This window comes from Noviherbaspirillum sp. (assembly GCF_036846085.1).
GTDB lineage: Bacteria > Pseudomonadota > Gammaproteobacteria > Burkholderiales > Burkholderiaceae_D > Noviherbaspirillum.
In genome coordinates this window covers 1-18,766 of the sequence record NZ_DAIUCO010000083.1, presented here as the reverse complement: position 1 = coordinate 18,766, position 18,766 = coordinate 1, and the positions used below count along the sequence as shown (strand labels likewise).

Genomic DNA, 18,766 nt, shown 5'->3' with positions numbered 1-18,766 from the left:
CTCTAAGCGTTTGCATTCGTTTTACTAGTGTTTCGGGATACCACCGGGACAATAACCCTTTTCCATTTTCACCAGCTTTGATTAGCCCTGCACCCGGAGCCAGAATACCTCCTCGCTGAACACGATTTTTAATGATCGTTCTGAATGCCCGCTCCTTTGTTGCCTTGGGCTCTGATTCAATGATGGCGCGCGCAAAAGCTTCAGTTAAGTTGGCTTGTTCAATCTGAGAATAGAGCCATGCTGCGTCAGTGTCGCTTCGTCCAAAGATCACTTTCCAGACTGCTGCCACGTCTTTGTCCAGTTCGCAAATTACGACTTTGTCAGCCAAGTTCTCGACAGCTGCAGTCAGCCCGACAATTGCGCCGCCAGCAAATGGCTCAACAAGCACCCTTGGTCGAAACTTCAACGATTCAATCCAGCGACGCACTTCTGGAACGAGCCAAGTCTTTCCACCTGCGTAGCGAAATGGACTGAGTTGGCGAACCTTGGAGATATTATGTGCTGATAGACGACTTGATATAGTCGAGTGAAGGTCGTTTAGCGCTTCTGCACTTTCTGGATTAGAAAAATGTGCACGCAGAAGTTCAAGTGTGGCTTCATTCGAGGTATGGACGAGAAGGGTGACTCGTTTAAGTCCGCGCTCCTTAAGATGCGCGAGACGCTTATGTTGTCTGTCGAGTGCGGTGTCGTCGGGCATATTTTCTCCGTGAACGTTCACGAAATTTTAGCCGGAAACAAACTGTTTGTGTTGTAAAAGTGAGTGTTTCTTTACAGCGATTGTATTAAGGCGCAACGAGCCACGCATCAAACTCGGTCTTGTCGAACACCATGCCGGTTCCGCCGGACACCATTCCTATCCCACAGTCCGCTAGAAATGCAGCAAGCTGTCGTCCCGATCGAGCTATTATCCCGAGCTTTGAAGCTAGATCGATCGCCCCGGAAGATAGTGTTCCCGTAGTGAAAAGCAGTACTAGGAGAGGATTCAACGGTTTAAGTTCGAGCTCTTCAAACAAATCCTCGTCGGTGGAGAAAGTTTTATGCCGCGCAAGCGAGACAGCTCCGACGAGCTCCCTTACCACCGAGGTGCCGATAGATCGCGTGGGGTAATGTTTTGCTTGACCGGCGAGCCGCAATTCCACATCGTGCGTGAGACGGAAGAATGGGGCTGGCACGTTTTGAAGTTGGCCCACATTTAAGACACCGTAGAAATCGATTCCTTGGTCGTTGCTATGCGGTGTTACGTGTGTTTTCTGTGCCCCGAGTAGACGTAATACTTTCGCGCCGAATAGCTCAAACTCCGAAAATGTTAGGCTTTGAATTCGAGCCCGAAGCGGCTCAGCTTGAATTCGGTGCGCCTTAGCACGAGCTACGTCGACACTATCAGTTGGCCGAATGTGGCAGGACCCAGCTACGCTATCGAACGAAGATCCGATAACTGTCAGGATTGGGATCATCCCATCCTGTTCACACTTTACGCATTTTTCCGAAATGAGACGTGAAACGTTTACCTCAAGTCGTTCTGCATTTTCTGCTGCTTGAATGGCCGGTTGTCCGAAATGAGCTATTAGTTCTCGTTCGATGACAAGGCGCAGCCGTTGGGGTGGCGCGTCAATGTCAATGACCGTCTCCAGTCGTTCAATTACTGAGACCGCTGTGGCTCTCACTGTGCACCATCATAAATCTTCCGGACTTTGTCGACCATTTGAACGAGCTCAGCCCACAATTCTTTAGAGCGCGCCGAAGGGTCAAGCCAAGCATCGATGCTGGGTTCTCTGAGGGAGTGCAATGCCACCCCAAGTGAATGCTCCAGGAGACCTTTTTCGTCTTGCACTGTTTCGCTTTCTGCGTTCTTCACTGCATCGTCGAAGGGCCTTTCTGGGTCTAGGAGAATTTTCAATGGCACTGGTTTATCAACAATGTCTTTCAGCTGCCGAATCTGACGTATGCTATTTTGTAGCTTTGGTGGTAATACTTCACTGTCTACATTCCTGGGGCTTAGCAACTCGTAAAACGCTCGTCGTGCTTCGGGATCTTCCGCACTGTATGTTGTGTCTGAAAACTTGAGCCATTCGCGGACTTTTGGTTGAGAGACAGCCTCGTGGAAGAAAGCATAAAGCCGAGGAGTGGCGTGCTCTCCAAACTCATCGTCTGCTTCCATTTGCTGAAGTGCTTTTGATGCACGATACCGTCGGGCTACTTCTCTTGCTGAAATGCCAATTTTTTGAGCTACTGGACCGAAGCCTTGTTGCATCTCCTCGTATAGCTCTACGACTAACTTCGCTTGTTGGTAAGGCCCCCATTCGCGAATGCCAGCAATATGGCGAATTGCCATAAGTGTCTGCTGATAATCCCTACGCTCCTCAAGCGTACCGAGAATTTCGATTACGGGGAGTTCTTCAAGGGTTTTGAAGACATTCGGCGGGATATCAATTGAACCTTCTCGGAAATTACTCAGCAGCGTTTTAACCGCTGCCACGCGCCGGTTTCCTTCTACGACAATATATCTAGGCTTGCTGTCCTCGGTGTCATATCTCTCAACTACGATTTGCTCCAGTGGCACGAACCCGTTGGTTAAAATTGAATCCTTCAGTGCACCAAGCTCAAATGACTCGGTAGTTTGAAGAAGCTGAAGAGCTTTATCTTGTACACCTGGCTCCGCGTAACGAGTGCGACTAGCAACAGCGCGATAGCTGCTGATGTCATGAAATCGGTAGTTGTTCGGATCAAGGAGTAGTTGCGTTGGGGAGACCCGGTGCTGTGCAGTGTCCATTCTTATCCGACCTTTCGCTAACTCGATAGAAATATGTTTGATGGAGAAACGCTTCTTTGTGTTTATCCGCGAACCTGGAATGTTCTCATGAACTGTTGCTATTCGTCCATTTCGGAGGGGCACTTCTACGGGAATGAATTTTCTCCACCAAGGCGGCTGCTTGGGATGATGAATACAATCCACTTAAAGCGCTTTTCGGACTTTGTTTCGTTCCCTGCTAATGATTGAATTTGTGCGCTGAACCGGAAATGGAACGGAAGGGCAGAATTCGGAAGGGGTTAGGACGTCGAGATGTTGGCGACGCGGGGACCAATATTCACGTTCAGAAATGCAAAAGGGCTTAGCCGAAGCTAAGCCCTTGATTTTCTTGGTGGCCCGGGGCGGAATCGAACCACCGACACAAGGATTTTCAATCCTCTGCTCTACCGACTGAGCTACCAGGCCAAGGCGCGCAAGTATAGCAAACTTGGAAGATTATGCAAGAGCCGCGTAGCGGCTATTTTCCGCACAACCGCTATAATGGCCCGACTCGTCCCAATTGAGGCCTCGCGCTATGCAATTGCAAAGCTCTGTTTGTATCGTTGGCAATGGCGCTATCGGCAAGACGGCGGCTCTGGCCTTCGCCCAGGCCGGGCTGAACGTGACCTTGCTGTGTGCAGCCCCCGACAATGTCAATCGTGTCGATCCCGCAACGTGGGACGTGCGGGTGTACGCGCTGAATCGTGTCGCACGGGAGTTGCTGTCGTCCATCAAGGTCTGGGGGGCGATGGAGGCGTCGCGTATCGCGCCCGTCGATGCGATGAGCGTCTTTGGCGACGATAAGGGACAGTCTGGCGGACTAAGCTTTGACGCCTACGGCGCGCGCGTGGAAGCACTGGCCTGGATCGTTGAAGACCGCAATCTCAATACGGCGCTCGACACGGCGCTGAAATTTACACCCAACATTCGTATCGTCAACGGTCGCGCCACGGCATTGGCGGTTGCCGGCGACAAGGCGCAGCTCTCCCTCAATACCGGCGAAGTCCTTGATGCCTCGTTAATCATTGGCGCCGATGGCGGCCAGTCATGGGTGCGCGGGCAATGCGATATCGGCATCGATTACCGTAGTTATCACCATCGGGCGCTCGTCGCCAATTTCGAGTGTGAACAACCGCATCACGGCGTCGCCCACCAGTGGTTCACCTCAACCGATGGCATCATTGCATTGTTGCCCTTGCCTGGACAGCGCGTATCGCTGGTCTGGTCGGCGCCGGAACCCTTGGCCGATACGCTGATGCAAGAATCGCAGGCACAAATAGCGCAGCGGCTTTCCGCACTTCCGGGACATCGCCTGGGACAATTACATCCGCTTCAGCCCGAAGTGCTGAAGGCATTTCCCCTGTCATTGATTCGTCCGCATGCCATCGTCGTACCGCGCGTGGCGCTGATCGGCGATGCCGCGCATGTCGTGCATCCGTTGGCCGGGCAGGGCATGAATCTCGGCTTTGCCGATGTCGCCGTCTTGCGCGATATCGTGGCCGGTCGCGAATCCTCCCGGGACTGCGGCGACGAACGTGTCCTGAGCCGCTATGCCCGTGCGCGGAAGGAAGATATTTTGCTGATGCAGATCGCCACAGACGGCCTGGAACGACTGTTCGGCACGAACTTCGAGCCGGTCCGCATCGTACGGAACCTGGGATTGAACCTGGTGAATAAGCTGCCTGTCTTAAAAAGAACCCTGATTTCTCAAGCCCTCGGGAAGACATACTGAAAATCGAAATGGAAAGATGATGAAAGCAATGTACATGGCGGCTGCCGCCGTATTCGCTCTGACCGCGGTGACCGCTTCCGCGCAAACGGCCCAGGAAGCCGCCATCCGGAAGATGGTGGAGTCGCGGTTGGGTGAGGGCGTCAAGGTCGACTCGATCACCAAGACGCCGTACTCCGGTTTGTACGAGGTGCGCATCGGTTCCGACATCGTCTATACCGATGCCAAGGCGGAGTACCTGTTTGTCGGGCGAGTGATCGATGCCAAGACCATGCAGGATTACACAAAGGCAAGGGTCGATGAGATTTCGAAGATCAAGTTTTCCGAACTGCCTTTCGAATCCGCGCTGAAGATGGTCAAGGGCGACGGCAAACGCGTCATCGCGGTGTTTGAAGATCCGAACTGCGGGTATTGCAAGCGCTTCCGGCAGACGCTCAACGAGATGGATAACGTGACGGTCTATACCTTCATGTACAACATTCTTTCCGAAGACTCAGCCGTGAAATCCAAGAACATCTGGTGCTCCGCCGATCGCATGAAAGCCTGGGACGACTGGATGCTGAACGGCAAGGCGGCCCCGCAGGCACCCGAAAGCTGCACGACACCGAATGAAAAGATCTTTGCCCTCGGGCGCAAGATGAAAATTACCGGCACGCCGACCGTCTTCTTCAAGGACGGCACGCGCATCCCTGGTGCTGTCGATCTGAAGACGATCGAAGCGAAACTTGCATCGATCAAGTAATCCGATTCATTGACCCAGCCGCACGCAGATGCGGCCGATCGTCGACACGATGTGCGGCAAACAATACGAGAAACGACTCCGGAGACAGGCATGTTCAACGCGATTCTGCTCAATAAAAATGACGACGGCTCAACCGATGCCAGGCTGACGCAACTTGATGATGCGCAGTTGCCGGCAGACGGCGACGTAACGGTCAGAGTCGATTATTCCACCATCAATTTCAAGGACGGCCTGGCCATCACCGGCAAATCACCTGTGGTGCGCAAATGGCCGATGGTGCCGGGTATCGATGGCAGCGGCGAGGTCATTGCATCTTCTCATCCAGCCTGGATAACCGGCGATGCCTTCATCCTCAACGGATGGGGCGTCGGAGAGACCCACATGGGTTGCCTTGCCCAGCAGGCGAAGCTGAAAGGCGACTGGTTGATTCCAAGGCCCGCCAATATGACTGCACGGAACGCGATGGCCATCGGCACCGCCGGCTATACCGCGATGCTGTGCGCCATGGCGCTGCAGGAACAGGGCGTCACCAAGGACAGCGGCGACATCCTGGTCACCGGCGCATCCGGTGGCGTCGGAAGCGTGGCAATCGCCATATTGTCCGGCTGGGGCTATCGGGTGGTGGCATCGACCGGCAAACTGACGGAAAAAGAGTACCTCGCATCCCTCGGCGCGGTCGAGGTCATCGACCGCAACGAATTGTCGGCGCCCGGAAAACCGTTGCAAAAGGAACGATGGGCCGGCGTGGTCGACTCGGTCGGTTCCCATACCCTGGTCAATGCCATCGCCCAAACCCGCTACGGCGGATCGGTGACGGCATGCGGGCTTGCGCAAGGTCTTGATTTCCCCGCCTCGGTCGCGCCGTTCATCCTGCGTGGCGTCAAACTGATCGGTATCGACAGTGTGATGGCGCCAAAAGCAAGGCGGCTGGCGGCATGGCAAAAACTGGCCGGCGACCTGGATGTGCAGAAGCTCGAGCGCATGGCGCAGGAGATTTCGTTGTCGGAGGCGCTCGCAAAGGCGCCCGATATTTTGGCCGGTAAGGTGCGCGGCCGACTCGTCGTCAACGTGAATGCCTGAGACTGCCTGCAGTGGTGGTCGAGCCGGGTCCCGGAAAAGCAACTGCAGTCGGCATCGCCGGCATCCTGCTTGCGGCCGGCAAGGGGCGGCGCTTCGATCCTGACGGCATCAAAAACAAACTGCTGCAACCGCTTCCCGGCGGCGAGCCGGTTGTCGCCGCAGCTGCCAAAAGCCTGCATTCGGTCGTGCCGCGCGTGCTGGCGATCATACGGCCTGGCGCCGAAGATGTGGCGGATTGCCTGCGCCGCCTCGGCGTCGATATCACCGAATGCGCATCTGCGGACGAAGGCATGGCGGCATCGCTTACCCACGGACTGGCTCTTGTATCGGATGCCGACGGGTGGATCATTTCTTTGGGCGATATGCCGTATGTCCAGCCAACGACGATTGCGGCGCTGGTCGACGCGCTCGCTAGGGGCGCGGATATCGCCGTTCCTGTATGCAGGGAGCGACGCGGTCACCCCGTAGCATTCAGTCGTCACCACCTGCCACGCTTGCTGGCGTTGACAGGTGATATGGGGGCGCGTGACCTGTTGCGCGAATACCCGGTCGTTGAAGTTGCTACCGACGATCCCGGCATCCACGACGACATCGACACCGTGGCAGATATCACCCATCGCCATGGAGGCAGGCAGATCAGCGGCTGAACCAGCCGGTTTATTCCCGCTACACTATACGCTTTGCTACTGGCACCGGCAGCTTCCGCGGCTGGCATATCAAGCATGACCCACACCACGCCTTTTTCATGAACCCGCATTTCATCAGCAAGCGGTTTGCCCATGCACTGGGTCTGGCGGGGTTGTTGCCCTTCGTCGGTTTGACTCTGGCCTGCTGGATCGTACATCCGGAATGGCTGGGATCCTTCATCAAAGGGCAGCTTGCCTACGGCGTTGCGATCCTTTCATTTCTCGGCGGTATCCACTGGGGCGCGGCGATGGCATCGCAAGGGCTGTCCGCGGGACAGACGAATCGGGCATTGCTCTGGAGCGTGGCGCCGTCCCTGATCGCCTGGTTCGCCACGATGGCGGGCGGTTTCGGTTTCGCGGTGCTGATGATCGGCTTTGTCGCCGCCTATCAGGTGGATAAGCGCTTGTTTGCCTGGTATGGCATGCCCCAATGGTTTTTGCCGCTGCGCCTGTTGTTGACAGGCGTCGTGGTGGCCATGCTGGCACTGACCGTCGTCGCTGCCAATATAAGAGGTTAGGATGAAAAATACTGTTGAATACACGATCGTTCCGATTGACCCGGCTGCTCATTTGTTCGGCGTCAGCCTCACCGTAAGAACACCCTCCGCAGAGGGACAGCTGTTTTCGCTGCCGGCATGGATTCCGGGCAGCTATATGATTCGGGAATTCGCCCGCAACATCGTCCGCATCCAGGCGCAATCCGGCGGCAGGAAGATCGCGATTGAAAAGCTGGACAAGCATACCTGGCGGACCGCACCCAGTGACGAGCCCGTGGTTTTGCATTACGAGGTGTATGCATGGGATCTGTCAGTGCGCGCCGCACACCTCGACCAGACACACGGATTCTTCAACGGCACCAGTGTTTTCCTCCGCGTGCACGGCATGGAAGACACGCCGCATGTCGTCGATATCCGGCGTCCCGAAGGTCCCGCCTATGAAAGCTGGCGCGTCGCCACCGCATTGCGCGAACTGAAGGCCAAACGCTACGGATTCGGCATTTACGCCGCCGACAACTATGACGAACTGATCGATCATCCGGTGGAAATGGGATCGTTCGCATTGGCCACATTCAACGCCCATGGCGTGCCGCACGATATCGTGATTACCGGCCAGGTGCCAAAGCTCGATATGGCCCGTCTGGCGTCTGATTTGAAAAAGGTATGTGAAGCGCAGATTGCCTTGTTCGAGCCGAAGACGCGGCGTGCGCCGATGGATCGCTATGTGTTTATGACACTGGCGGTGGGGGATGGTTACGGTGGATTGGAGCACCGCGCATCGACGGCATTGATTTGTTCCCGCAATGATTTGCCGGTCCAGGGACAGAAGGAGATGAGCGATGGTTATCGGACCTTCCTCGGCCTGTGCAGCCATGAGTATTTTCATACCTGGAACGTCAAGCGCATCAAGCCGGCGACGTTCGCACCCTATGACCTGAACAGCGAAGGCTATACGTCGCTGCTGTGGCTGTTTGAAGGATTTACCAGCTACTACGACGATCTGATGCTGGTGCGCAGCGGCCTGATCGATGAACAGCAGTATTGCAAGCTGGTCGCGAAAACTGCCAACAGCGTGTTGCGCGGTAGCGGGCGGAACAAGCAAAGCGTGGCCGAGTCCAGCTTCGATGCCTGGGTCAAGTACTACCGGCAGGACGAGAACGCGCCGAATGCAGTGGTCAGTTATTACGCCAAGGGCTCGCTGGTAGCGCTGGCGTTCGATCTCACCATCCGCGAAGGAACGGGGGGAAAGAGATCGCTGGATGATGTGATGCGCGCGTTGTGGCAGCGGTATGGAAAACACTTCTTCGAGGGCCGGAAAGAAGGGCTCGGAATCTCGGAATCCGATGCCGAAGCGATATTCGACGAGGTCACCGGGCTGAAGCTGCGGAAGCTGTTCGATCGGTATGTGCGCGGCACGGACGACATCCCGCTGGACAAGCTGCTCGCACCTTTCGGCATCACGGCAAGCGACAACCGGAAAAATGCCAGGCCAGGTCTGGGTGCGCGCACAACCCGCGAGGCAAATGACTGCAAGCTCGCGAATGTCTATGAAGGCGGTCCGGCACATCGAGCCGGCCTGTCGGCGGGCGATCTGCTGATTGCGGTGGATGGATTGCGCGTCACGCCAACCAACCTCGACGGATTGTTGTCACGCTACGATGTCGGGGATGTGGTCACGGTACATGTATTCCGGCGGGATGAGCTGATGGACTTTGCCGTCGCACTCGCACCGGATGACGCGCCTCAATTGAAGTTGGAGGTCATCGCCAAGCCGGCATCGGCCGTTCGCAAACGGGATGCCTGGCTGAAATAAGTCTTTTGTTTCTTCCCTGCACAATGCCCGTTGACTCACAACGGTCGACGCAATGTGCAGGCTTTTCTACGGCATGCTCCTCCTTTCGCATGTCCATATATTTCCCTGTCTCGTGGCACGCTCTTTGCGATAACGCCCTTTACGATACTTCGGTAAAGGCCGGCTGCCGCCCTTGCGGGCAGCATATACAAAGCTTTGTTACTTTTACCATCGACCGTAAAGGAAAGATCAATGAGTGATTCATTCAAGAAGGGCGACAAGGTGCAATGGAAATCGGCCCAGGGAATGGTGCTTGGAACTGTAGTGAGAAAGCTGACGGAGCCGACAGACGTCAAGGGGCATCATGTCAACGCCTCATCCGACGATCCGCAATATCTCGTCTCAAGCGATAAGACCGGTGCGGAAGCGGCGCACAAGCCGGATGCGCTGAAAAAGCTCCATTGAGTTGGTTTCAAAAAGGAATCCATGATGCAAAAAACCAATAGTCTTGTTCAACGTGCACTGATTTCCGGGACTGTGGCGGGTATTACGACCGCGCTGGCTGCTTCGATGGCTGGCAAGCGCCAAAATGGATCGTACGCCGCGCCCCTGAATGCAACCAGCCACATCATTTGGGGCGATCAGGCCGCCTTGCAGAATGCGGCGACCATGAAGTACACCGCCACCGGATTCCTGCTGAATCATGCGGCGACCACCATGTGGGCGGCTGTCTATGAAAAGTGGTTCGCCGGCTCGAATGCAGGAGTGCGATGGCCAAAGCCGGTCGCCAAGCCGCTGATTGGCGCTGCGATCGTTGCTGCCGGCGCGTACATTACCGATTACCACTTGATTCCCAGGCGTTTTACGCCGGGCTTCGAGACGCGGGTGTCCGGCAAAGCACTGGCCATGATTTTTGGTGCACTGGCGCTCGGTCTTGCGGCGCGCGGACTGGCGAGCGACACTGCTTAAGGAATGCCGCGCCAAATGACGGTGAATTAGAAAAACAAACGCTGCAGTTCTGCGCCGGGATCCGGCTGGCGCATGAAGGCTTCGCCGACCAGGAATGCGTGCACATCGGCGTCACGCATCCGCTTTACATCGTCCGTGGTCGCGATGCCGGATTCGGTGATGACGAGCTTCTCGTCGGGAATGCGTGGCAAAAGATCAAGCGTCGTCTGCAGGGATGTCTCAAATGTACGCAGGTTGCGGTTGTTGATACCAAGCATGGCTGTTTTCAATCGCAGCGCTGCGGTTAACTCGTCCGCATCATGTACTTCCACCAGCACACCCATGCCCAGCGCATGCGCGCAGGCTTCGAGTTCTGCCATCAGACCATGGTCCAACGCCGACACGATCAGCAAAATGCAATCAGCACCCCAGGAGCGTGCCTCGTAGACCTGATATGGGTCGACGATGAAATCCTTGCGCAGCACGGGGATGGAGCAGGCGGAACGCGCTTGCTGCAGGTAGGCCGGCGCACCCTGGAAGAATTGCACATCGGTGAGCACGGAAAGGCATGCCGCACCATTGTCCGCATAACTCGCCGCAATATCAGCTGGCCGAAAATCTGGCCGTAGTATGCCTTTCGATGGCGAGGCCTTCTTGATCTCCGCGATCACGCCTGCCTGGCCGGCTGCAATCCTGCCACGCAGGCTTGCCTCGAATCCGCGCAGATTCTGCTGCAATTCCTTATCCGCTTCCACGTCCCGCCGCAGGCTTGCAAGGTCACGTTGCTTCTTGGCCGCCGCGACTTCTACCGCTTTGACGTCGAGTATTTTGTTCAGAATGTCTGACATGATCGATCAGGCAGTTGCGCCGAGTTGTTGGGTGACCTGCACGAATTGTTCAAGCTTTGAACGCGCCGCTCCTGAAGCCAGCACCGCGCGCGCTTTCAACAAGCCGTCGCCGATGGTCGCTGCGATGCCTGCTGCATACAACGCCGTGCCCGCATTCAGGACGACAATGTCGCGCACCGGCCCCGGCGTATCGTTCAGGGCTTCGAGGATCTTTTCCTTCGATTCGGCGGACCCGGCAACTTTCAAGTTCCGGCTCGCAACCATCTGCAGGCCGAAATCCTCCGGATGAATCTCGTACTCGCGGACCTCGCCGTTGATGAGTTCGCCGACCATGGTTGCCGCGCCCAATGACACTTCATCCATATTGTCCCGGCCCCACACCACCAATGCGTGCTTCGCACCGAGGCGTTGAAGCACACGGATCTGGATGCCGACCAGGTCCGGATGGAATACACCCATCAGGATATTCGGCGCGCCGGCCGGATTGGTCAGCGGTCCAAGGATGTTGAATATCGTGCGGACACCCAGTTCCTTGCGCACCGGTGCGGCATGTTTCATGGCCGCATGATGATTGGGTGCGAACATGAAGCCAATGCCGGTTCGATCGATCGATTCGGCAACATGCTCCGGCTTCAGGTTGATATTCGCACCCAGCGCTTCCAGCACGTCGGCACTGCCGGACGACGAGGAAACACTGCGGCCCCCATGCTTGGCGACGCGCGCACCGGCCGCTGCAGCCACAAACATTGAGGCGGTTGAAATATTGAAGGTATGCGCGCCGTCGCCGCCGGTGCCGACGATATCCAGCAGATTGCTGGTATCGGCCAATGGCACCTTGGTGGCGAACTCACGCATGACCTGCGCCGCAGCGGCGATCTCGCCGATCGTTTCCTTCTTGACGCGCAGGCCCATCGTCAGCGCAGCGATCATGACCGGCGACATTTCGCCACCCATGATCTTCCGGAACAGTGACAGCATCTCATCGTGAAAGATTTCCCGATGTTCAATGCAGCGCAAGAGGGCTTGTTGTGGCGTGATCGGCATAGAAGTTTTCCGTTAGACGAAGGCTCAACCGGCCAGGAAGTTTTTCAGTAACGCGTGGCCGTGCTCCGACAAGATCGATTCGGGATGGAATTGCACTCCCTGCACATTGAATTCCTTGTGGCGCACACCCATGATCTCGCCGTCTTCGGTCCATGCCGTCACTTCGAGGCAATCCGGCAGCGACTCGCGCTCGATCGCCAGCGAGTGATAGCGGATGATGGTGTAGGGGCTGGGCAGCTGCTTGAACACGCCGGCGCCGGTATGTTCGATCACCGATGTTTTGCCATGCATGACCTGCTTGGCGCGGACCACCTTGCCGCCGAAAGCGGCGCCGATGCTTTGATGACCGAGGCAGACGCCGAGGATCGGCGTCTTTCCGGCGAAGTATTGCAGCACCGGCACGGACACGCCCGCTTCATGCGGCGTACAAGGGCCGGGCGAAATGCAGATGCGGTCCGGCTTCATCGCTTCGATTTGTTCCAGCGTGATTTCGTCATTGCGAAACGTGCGCACGTCTTCGCCGAGTTCGCCGAAATACTGCACCAGGTTATAGGTGAAGGAGTCGTAGTTATCAATCATCAGCAGCATGTCAGAGCTCCCCATCCAGGCCGTCTTGCACTTGCTCGGCGGCGCGCAATACCGCGCGCGCCTTATTCTCGGTCTCCTGCCATTCCATTTCCGGCACCGAATCGGCAACGATGCCGGCCGCTGCCTGTACATGCAGCATGCCATCCTTGATCACGCCGGTTCGGATGGCGATCGCCAGGTCCATTTCGCCGCCGAAAGACAGATAGCCGCAGGCGCCGCCGTAGATGCCGCGCTTGGTCGGTTCCAGTTCGTCAATGAGTTCCATGGCGCGCACCTTCGGTGCGCCCGACAGCGTCCCTGCGGGGAAGGTCGCCTTCAGCACATCCAGGTTCGACAGGCCAGGCTTCAGCAAGCCCTCCACGTTGGAGACGATATGCTGCACGTGCGAGTATTTCTCGATGACCAGCTTGTCAGTCACCTTGACGCTGCCTGTATCGGCGATGCGGCCGATGTCGTTGCGCGCCAGGTCGATCAGCATCACATGCTCGGCAACTTCCTTGGGATCGGCCAGCAATTCCTTGGCCAGTTCCGCATCCCGCTCCGGCGTCGCGCCGCGCGGCCGGGTTCCGGCGAGCGGACGGATCGTAACCTTCCGGTTGCCGTCGCTCAGCGTCTCATTGCGCACCAGGATTTCCGGCGACGCGCCGACGATCTGCATGTCGCCGAAATTGTAGAAGTACATATAAGGCGACGGATTGAGCGACCGTAGCGCCCGGTACAGGGACAGCGGCGAATCGACGTACGGCTTCTTGATGCGCTGGCCTATTTGTACCTGCATCAGGTCGCCGGCCATGATGTATTCCTTGGCGCGTGCCACTGCCTGCAGGTAGGCTTCCTTGCCGAATTCGCGGATCGAGTCAGTGCGCACCGATGCCGATGTCACCGGCGCATCCACCGCCCGGCGCAGCATGGCGCGCAAATCCTTCAATCGCTGACGTGCCTTTGAGAAGGCTTCCGGCTGGGAAGGATCGGCATAGACGATAAGATAAAGTTTGCCGGAGAGATTATCGATGACGGCGAGTTCTTCGGTCACCAGCAACTGGATATCCGGCAGCCCGAGATCGTCTTTCGGCGCCGTATGTGCCAGTCGCTTTTCGATGTGGCGCACTGCGTCATAGCCGAAATATCCTGCCAGCCCGCCGCAAAAGCGCGGCATGCCGGGACGAAGCGCCACCTTGAAACGGGACTGGAACTGCGCAATGAATTCAAGCGGATTGCCCTCGGCGGTTTCGACAACCGCACCGTTCTTCAGCACCTCGATACGGCTGCCGAAGCTGCGCATAAGGGTGGAGGCGGGCAGGCCAATGAATGAATAGCGCCCGAAACGCTCGCCGCCAACCACGGACTCAAGCAGGAACGTATTCTTGCCGGCATTCTGGGTCTGCGCCAGTTTCAAATAGAGCGTCAGGGGTGTTTCGAGATCGGCGAAGGCTTCTGCGATCAGCGGAATACGGTTATAGCCTTGCGTGGCCAGCGATTTGAATTCGAGTTCAGTCATGTTTCTCTCCGGGCGCTATTGTAGAACGAGCAGCAATAGCAGGGGGTAGTCAAAAAACGTTGCCGAACCGACAATGGCGGTCGGCGGTCAATCGGGATTATTCAGCCCAGGATTGCCAGCGTCGCCACAGCCAGGCCTCAAAGGCGCCGGGCGATGTCAGGTCACGTTTTTTGTCGAGAAACATAAAGATAGGATTATGCGGAAATCAGGTTGGCTGCTTCCAGCAGCGTCGAAACTATACCATCCGAATCAACTTCATGTATAGATTGGCCATGGTTATACCCGTACGGCACGGCAAGCACCCTGCATCCGGCCGCACGTGCGGCCTGTGCGTCATTGGACGAGTCGCCGATCGCGACGGTCTGGTGCGGCTGCACATCGAAGTCCTTGCAAACCTGCAGGAATGGATACGGGTCGGGCTTTTTCCTGGGTAGCGAATCACCGCCGTAGACCACCTCGAAATAGTGGCGCAGCCCCGCTTTTTCCAGCAGCGGCAAAGCAAATGCGATGGGTTTGTTGGTAACGCACGCCAGGCGCAGCCCCTTGGCGTTCAACGCTGCCAGGCCTGCCTGCACATCAGGATACAGCGTCGAATAGTCGCCATTGATTTCGAGGTAATGGCGCATGTAGGCATCGAGTGCATGGGCAAAACGTTCTTCGGCGATGGCAGGCGCAAAATCAACGCCAAGGACACGCCGGATCAGGTTTTCCGTTCCCTTGCCCACAAAGTCGGTAATCGTCTCAATGTCCAGCGGCGCAAGATGGAGATCGGCCCGCATCCGGTTCACGGCAACCTGAAAATCCGGAGCGGTATGCAGCATGGTGCCGTCCAGATCGATGATGACGGCGCGAATACCGGTCAAGACAACAACATGCTCGGGCGCGTTCATGCTTGCGCGAGCTGCTGGCGCATGGCGTCGATCACCGCCTTGTAATCCGGCTTGCCGAAGATCGCCGATCCCGCCACAAACGTGTCGGCGCCGGCGCGGGCCGCCTCTGCAATATTCTCGACCTTGATTCCGCCATCGACCTCAAGCATGATGTCGCAGCCGGACTCGTCGATACGCTTCTTCACTGCGGCGATTTTTTTCAATGCTTCCGGAATGAAGGACTGCCCGCCGAAGCCGGGATTGACCGACATGATCAAAACAATATCCAGCTTGTCCATCACGTGATCCAGATAATGCAACGGCGTGCCGGGATTGAACACCAGCCCCGCCTTGCAGCCGTTGTCGCGAATCAGTTGCAGGGTGCGGTCGATATGTTCAGAGGCTTCCGGGTGAAAGGTAATAATGTTGGCGCCGGCCTTGGCAAAGTCCGGCACGATCCGGTCCACCGGTTTCACCATCAGATGGACATCGATCGGTACTTGCACATGCGGGCGAATTGCTTCGCATACCAAAGGTCCGATGGTCAGGTTCGGGACGTAATGATTATCCATGACGTCGAAATGGATGATATCCGCGCCTGCCGTGACGACATTGCGGACTTCTTCACCGAGACGGGCAAAATCGGCTGACAGGATGCTGGGAGCGATACGATAGTCGGACATGGGAAATTGCAAAAAGAATGAACGGGTATTTTACCCGTTTGAATACATTGAAAGTCTTGCGCCTCTGCGGGATTTCGGGTCGAATGACTGCCTCAACGCGATCGACCGCACGAAACATCAGGAATATACATGGCTGCCTATGAGTTTACCGTTTCTGTCAAAACCCGATACCTGGCGGAGCAATCCGAGCCGGAGCGCTCGAATTATGTTTTTGCCTACACCGTAACCATAAAAAATACCGGGCGGATTGCAGCACAGCTCATTTCCCGGCACTGGGTAATTATCGACGGCAACAACCGGGTGGAAGAAGTCCGAGGCCTCGGCGTGACCGGGCATCAGCCGCTGCTTCAACCGGGGGAGCAATTCGAATACACCAGCGGCACCTCGTTGGCTACCCCGGACGGGTCAATGGCAGGCAAATACTTCTGTGTCGCCGAGGACGGCCAGCAATTCGATGCCGAAATCCCCGAGTTCATATTGACCCTGCCGCGGACCCTGCATTAGATTCAAGGCTGCGCATCATCCTTTGGCGGGTGTTTTTCCTGTGGCGGCGAATCCGGTTTTCGCCCTGAGAACATCGTCCACCATACGATAAACACCAACAAGAATAATGCGACTCCCGCCTCAAGCATCAACAGCCACATGGTAATTACCTTCGATGTCAATCAAACGTACTAGTTTACTCGCATCCGTCGTGCTGGGCATCTGCGCCTGTACGACATACCCTACGCAGCAGCACGCTCCACAGGTTTCCCAGGCGCCCCAGGCATCAGTTCGTACCACGCCACCTCCCGCGCCTATTGAAAAACCCAAGGACGTTCTTGCTCCAGTGTCGTTCGGCGATTTGCCTGGATGGGCTGCAGACGATCTTCGCGAGGCATGGCCGGCTTTTCTCGCATCCTGCGAGGTCTTGGTCAAGAAATCGGAGTGGAAAGAACCTTGCAGTATTGCGCGCGATGTCGACGTCCGCAGCGAAAAGGGCGTACGGCTCTTTTTCGAGTCGTTTTTTACCCCGTATAAAGTGAGCAGTGCCGATGGTTCGGATGCCGGTTTGGTAACCGGCTACTACGAGCCGCTGTTACGCGGAGCCCGCAAGCGTGGCGGGATCTATCAAACCCCGCTCCATCGTGCGCCGGATGACTTGCTGACGGTTGATCTGACGTCAGTCTATCCGGACCTGAAGAATATGCGACTGAAAGGTCGCCTGGTCGGCAACAAGGTAGTTCCTTATCCGTCGCGCGCGGAGATGATGCAAGCCAATGCATTGGCAGGCAAAGAGTTACTCTGGGTCGATGATCCGATCGAAGCTTTTTTTCTGCAGGTCCAAGGGTCCGGTCGGGTACAACTTGCGGACACCAAAGAGGTTGTGCGGATAGCTTATGCCGATCAAAACGGGCATCCCTACAAATCCATCGGTCGTTATCTCGTCGACAAAGGCGAAATGACACTTGAGCAGGCATCGGCTCAAAGCATCAAGGCGTGGTTTGCAGCGAACCCGTCGCGGCGCCAGGAATTGCTCAATGCGAATCCAAGCTACGTCTTTTTCAAGGAAGAAAAGCTGCTTGACCATTCGAAGGGCCCAAAAGGATCGCTCGGTGTGCCATTAACACCGCAACGGTCGATTGCCATCGATACCAATTTCATACCGCTTGGTGTGCCGGTATATCTGGCAACGACGCGCCCCAATAAGGACGTGCCATTGCAGCGTTTGATGATGGCGCAGGATACCGGCGGCGCGATCAAGGGAGCCATTCGTGCAGATTTCTTTTGGGGCTTTGGCGCTGAAGCGGGAGAGCTGGCGGGCAAAATGAAACAGCGCGGGGCAATGTGGGTTCTTTTGCCGAAGCATCTGCCCGTGCCAGCGACGGCAAGCAAAGCTGTGAAGTAATTTGCTCGCGTTGATGCATTCAAGCCTCCTTGATCTTGAGGCTACAATCTAAAACTCCTCTCTTATAGGCATAAGAATGAACTATCAAAATATCCTGGTGGAAACGTCGGGCAAGGTAGGACTGATCAAGCTGAACCGGCCGGACGCGCTGAATGCCTTGAATGACCAGATGATGGACGAGCTGGGTTCTGCGCTATTGCAATTTGATTCCGATGAAAACATAGGCTGCATCGTGATCACCGGATCTGAGAAGGCATTTGCTGCCGGTGCCGATATCCGAGCAATGGCGAACTACAGCTATATGAAGGTGTACAAAGACGAATACATCGGCCGCAACTGGGAACATATCCGTCGCGTCCGAAAGCCTGTCATCGCAGCAGTAGCGGGCTATGCGCTCGGCGGCGGTTGCGAACTCGCAATGATGTGCGACTTCATCATCGCTGCCGATACTGCGAAATTCGGTCAACCCGAAGTCAAGATCGGTACGATGCCCGGAGCCGGCGGGACACAGAGGTTGCCTAGGGCTATCTCGAAATCGAAAGCAATGGATATGTGCCTTACGGCAAGAATGATGGACGCCGCTGAAGCCGAACGAAGCGGATTGGTTTCACGCGTCGTTCCGGCTGCGAAATTGCTCGACGAAGCACTGGAAGCGGCAACGATCATATCCGCAATGTCGCTTCCGGTAACAATGATGATCAAAGAGTCGATCACTCGAGCGTACGAAACGACCTTGGCTGAAGGTATCCATTTTGAGCGCCGGCTTTTCCACGCGACATTCGCAACAGAGGATCAAAAGGAAGGCATGGCGGCATTTCTCGAAAAGCGCCCTCCCAACTTCAAGAATGGTTGAAATGTTTCGGTGGAAGAAAAGAGGTTGTTGACGTGCTTTAGGAAAGTCGTCATAATCTCGCCTCTTTGCTGCTTCAGATGCATATGGCGGCAACGACGCTGAATTTGCAAAAAGTCCAGCAAAAAGAAGAGGTTAGGCGATCAAGTTAAAGTAAAAAGTACTTGACGCGAAGAGAAGGATGCTTCATAATCTCGTTTCTCTGCTGCTGTTAAACAAGACGATTTAACGGTGAG

General features: G+C 56.2%; 20 protein-coding genes and 1 tRNA gene. 11 read left to right on the top strand and 10 right to left on the bottom strand.

Features of this window, described 5'->3' with window-relative positions:
• From V7080_RS11700 to V7080_RS11685, 4 genes are all read right to left on the bottom strand, one after another.
• Positions 1–697 (bottom strand): DNA adenine methylase (locus V7080_RS11700; protein WP_334188572.1); only part of this gene is annotated, 697 nt, incomplete at its 3' end.
• Positions 698–782: 85 nt separating this feature from the next.
• The gene (locus V7080_RS11695) at positions 783–1,664 is read right to left on the bottom strand and encodes a restriction endonuclease (protein ID WP_334188571.1); all 882 of its coding nucleotides are present in this window, start codon (positions 1,662–1,664) and stop codon (positions 783–785) included.
• Positions 1,661–2,770: a hypothetical protein gene (locus V7080_RS11690; RefSeq protein WP_334188570.1), complete on the bottom strand. Its 1,110-nt coding sequence runs from the start codon at positions 2,768–2,770 to the stop codon at positions 1,661–1,663. Before V7080_RS11690 ends, V7080_RS11695 begins: the two co-directional genes overlap by 4 nt.
• A 368-nt stretch (positions 2,771–3,138) precedes the next feature.
• Positions 3,139–3,214, bottom strand: a tRNA-Phe gene (locus tag V7080_RS11685).
• A 109-nt stretch (positions 3,215–3,323) separates the two neighbouring features.
• On the opposite strand from V7080_RS11685, the gene V7080_RS11680 reads away from it, so the two are divergent.
• The 8 genes from V7080_RS11680 (at position 3,324) to V7080_RS11645 (ending at position 10,283) form a co-directional block, all read left to right on the top strand.
• A complete protein-coding gene (locus tag V7080_RS11680) occupies positions 3,324–4,520 on the top strand; it encodes a UbiH/UbiF family hydroxylase (protein WP_334188569.1) in 1,197 nt (398 codons plus the stop codon).
• A 19-nt stretch (positions 4,521–4,539) separates the two neighbouring features.
• Positions 4,540–5,259 carry a DsbC family protein gene (locus V7080_RS11675; RefSeq protein WP_334188568.1) on the top strand — a complete coding sequence of 240 codons (720 nt, stop codon included), beginning with the start codon at positions 4,540–4,542 and terminating at the stop codon, positions 5,257–5,259.
• A 90-nt stretch (positions 5,260–5,349) separates the two neighbouring features.
• On the top strand, positions 5,350–6,339 hold the full coding sequence (gene acuI / locus V7080_RS11670) for an acrylyl-CoA reductase (NADPH) (protein ID WP_334188567.1): 990 nt from the start codon (positions 5,350–5,352) through the stop codon (positions 6,337–6,339).
• Between the two features lie 11 nt (positions 6,340–6,350).
• Positions 6,351–6,986, top strand: coding sequence for a nucleotidyltransferase family protein (locus tag V7080_RS11665; RefSeq protein ID WP_334188566.1), 636 nt, complete (start codon positions 6,351–6,353; stop codon positions 6,984–6,986).
• 98 nt (positions 6,987–7,084) lie between these two features.
• Positions 7,085–7,543, top strand: coding sequence for a DUF3429 domain-containing protein (locus tag V7080_RS11660; protein ID WP_334188565.1), 459 nt, complete (start codon positions 7,085–7,087; stop codon positions 7,541–7,543).
• Between the two features lies 1 nt (position 7,544).
• Complete coding sequence (locus V7080_RS11655) at positions 7,545–9,335, top strand: M61 family metallopeptidase (protein ID WP_334188564.1); 1,791 nt, start codon at positions 7,545–7,547, stop codon at positions 9,333–9,335.
• Positions 9,336–9,566: 231 nt separating this feature from the next.
• On the top strand, positions 9,567–9,779 hold the full coding sequence (locus tag V7080_RS11650; protein WP_334188563.1) for a DUF2945 domain-containing protein: 213 nt from the start codon (positions 9,567–9,569) through the stop codon (positions 9,777–9,779).
• A gap of 24 nt (positions 9,780–9,803) precedes the next feature.
• The gene (locus V7080_RS11645; protein WP_334188562.1) at positions 9,804–10,283 is read left to right on the top strand and encodes a hypothetical protein; all 480 of its coding nucleotides are present in this window, start codon (positions 9,804–9,806) and stop codon (positions 10,281–10,283) included.
• Between the two features lie 26 nt (positions 10,284–10,309).
• Here V7080_RS11645 and trpC read toward each other — a convergent pair whose 3' ends face one another.
• From trpC to rpe, 6 genes are all read right to left on the bottom strand, one after another.
• Positions 10,310–11,110: an indole-3-glycerol phosphate synthase TrpC gene (gene trpC / locus V7080_RS11640; RefSeq protein ID WP_334188561.1), complete on the bottom strand. Its 801-nt coding sequence runs from the start codon at positions 11,108–11,110 to the stop codon at positions 10,310–10,312.
• A 6-nt stretch (positions 11,111–11,116) separates the two neighbouring features.
• On the bottom strand, positions 11,117–12,154 hold the full coding sequence (gene trpD / locus V7080_RS11635) for an anthranilate phosphoribosyltransferase (RefSeq protein WP_334188560.1): 1,038 nt from the start codon (positions 12,152–12,154) through the stop codon (positions 11,117–11,119).
• Between the two features lie 24 nt (positions 12,155–12,178).
• Positions 12,179–12,742 carry an aminodeoxychorismate/anthranilate synthase component II gene (locus V7080_RS11630; RefSeq protein ID WP_334188559.1) on the bottom strand — a complete coding sequence of 188 codons (564 nt, stop codon included), beginning with the start codon at positions 12,740–12,742 and terminating at the stop codon, positions 12,179–12,181.
• A 1-nt stretch (position 12,743) separates the two neighbouring features.
• Positions 12,744–14,240, bottom strand: a complete 1,497-nt coding sequence (gene trpE / locus V7080_RS11625) for an anthranilate synthase component I (RefSeq protein ID WP_334188558.1) — start codon at positions 14,238–14,240, stop codon at positions 12,744–12,746.
• A gap of 194 nt (positions 14,241–14,434) precedes the next feature.
• Positions 14,435–15,130: a phosphoglycolate phosphatase gene (locus tag V7080_RS11620; RefSeq protein ID WP_334188557.1), complete on the bottom strand. Its 696-nt coding sequence runs from the start codon at positions 15,128–15,130 to the stop codon at positions 14,435–14,437.
• Entirely contained in the window at positions 15,127–15,792 is a 666-nt protein-coding gene (gene rpe, locus V7080_RS11615) for a ribulose-phosphate 3-epimerase (RefSeq protein ID WP_334188556.1), read from the bottom strand. Before rpe ends, V7080_RS11620 begins: the two co-directional genes overlap by 4 nt.
• Before the next feature lie 129 nt (positions 15,793–15,921).
• Here rpe and apaG point away from each other — a divergent pair, with 129 nt between their 5' ends.
• The 3 genes from apaG (at position 15,922) to V7080_RS11600 (ending at position 18,533) form a co-directional block, all read left to right on the top strand.
• Positions 15,922–16,296 (top strand): Co2+/Mg2+ efflux protein ApaG, encoded by a 375-nt coding sequence (apaG, locus tag V7080_RS11610; RefSeq protein WP_326860811.1) that lies wholly within the window; start codon positions 15,922–15,924, stop codon positions 16,294–16,296.
• A gap of 154 nt (positions 16,297–16,450) precedes the next feature.
• Positions 16,451–17,680: a murein transglycosylase A gene (gene mltA / locus V7080_RS11605; protein ID WP_334188555.1), complete on the top strand. Its 1,230-nt coding sequence runs from the start codon at positions 16,451–16,453 to the stop codon at positions 17,678–17,680.
• Positions 17,681–17,756: 76 nt separating this feature from the next.
• Entirely contained in the window at positions 17,757–18,533 is a 777-nt protein-coding gene (locus V7080_RS11600; protein WP_334188554.1) for an enoyl-CoA hydratase, read from the top strand.
• Positions 18,534–18,766 lie beyond the last annotated feature (233 nt).

Coding starts and splice junctions, on each gene's coding strand:
- V7080_RS11650 (WP_334188563.1), top strand. CDS start 9,567: ATGAGTGATTCATTCAAGAAGGGCGACAAGGTGCAATGGAAATCGGCC.
- trpE (WP_334188558.1), bottom strand. CDS start 14,240: ATGACTGAACTCGAATTCAAATCGCTGGCCACGCAAGGCTATAACCGT.
- mltA (WP_334188555.1), top strand. CDS start 16,451: ATGTCAATCAAACGTACTAGTTTACTCGCATCCGTCGTGCTGGGCATC.
- V7080_RS11690 (WP_334188570.1), bottom strand. CDS start 2,770: ATGGACACTGCACAGCACCGGGTCTCCCCAACGCAACTACTCCTTGAT.
- V7080_RS11680 (WP_334188569.1), top strand. CDS start 3,324: ATGCAATTGCAAAGCTCTGTTTGTATCGTTGGCAATGGCGCTATCGGC.
- apaG (WP_326860811.1), top strand. CDS start 15,922: ATGGCTGCCTATGAGTTTACCGTTTCTGTCAAAACCCGATACCTGGCG.
- V7080_RS11655 (WP_334188564.1), top strand. CDS start 7,545: ATGAAAAATACTGTTGAATACACGATCGTTCCGATTGACCCGGCTGCT.
- V7080_RS11660 (WP_334188565.1), top strand. CDS start 7,085: ATGAACCCGCATTTCATCAGCAAGCGGTTTGCCCATGCACTGGGTCTG.
- rpe (WP_334188556.1), bottom strand. CDS start 15,792: ATGTCCGACTATCGTATCGCTCCCAGCATCCTGTCAGCCGATTTTGCC.
- V7080_RS11620 (WP_334188557.1), bottom strand. CDS start 15,130: ATGAACGCGCCCGAGCATGTTGTTGTCTTGACCGGTATTCGCGCCGTC.
- V7080_RS11600 (WP_334188554.1), top strand. CDS start 17,757: ATGAACTATCAAAATATCCTGGTGGAAACGTCGGGCAAGGTAGGACTG.
- V7080_RS11675 (WP_334188568.1), top strand. CDS start 4,540: ATGAAAGCAATGTACATGGCGGCTGCCGCCGTATTCGCTCTGACCGCG.
- V7080_RS11645 (WP_334188562.1), top strand. CDS start 9,804: ATGCAAAAAACCAATAGTCTTGTTCAACGTGCACTGATTTCCGGGACT.
- trpD (WP_334188560.1), bottom strand. CDS start 12,154: ATGCCGATCACGCCACAACAAGCCCTCTTGCGCTGCATTGAACATCGG.
- trpC (WP_334188561.1), bottom strand. CDS start 11,110: ATGTCAGACATTCTGAACAAAATACTCGACGTCAAAGCGGTAGAAGTC.
- V7080_RS11630 (WP_334188559.1), bottom strand. CDS start 12,742: ATGCTGCTGATGATTGATAACTACGACTCCTTCACCTATAACCTGGTG.
- acuI (WP_334188567.1), top strand. CDS start 5,350: ATGTTCAACGCGATTCTGCTCAATAAAAATGACGACGGCTCAACCGAT.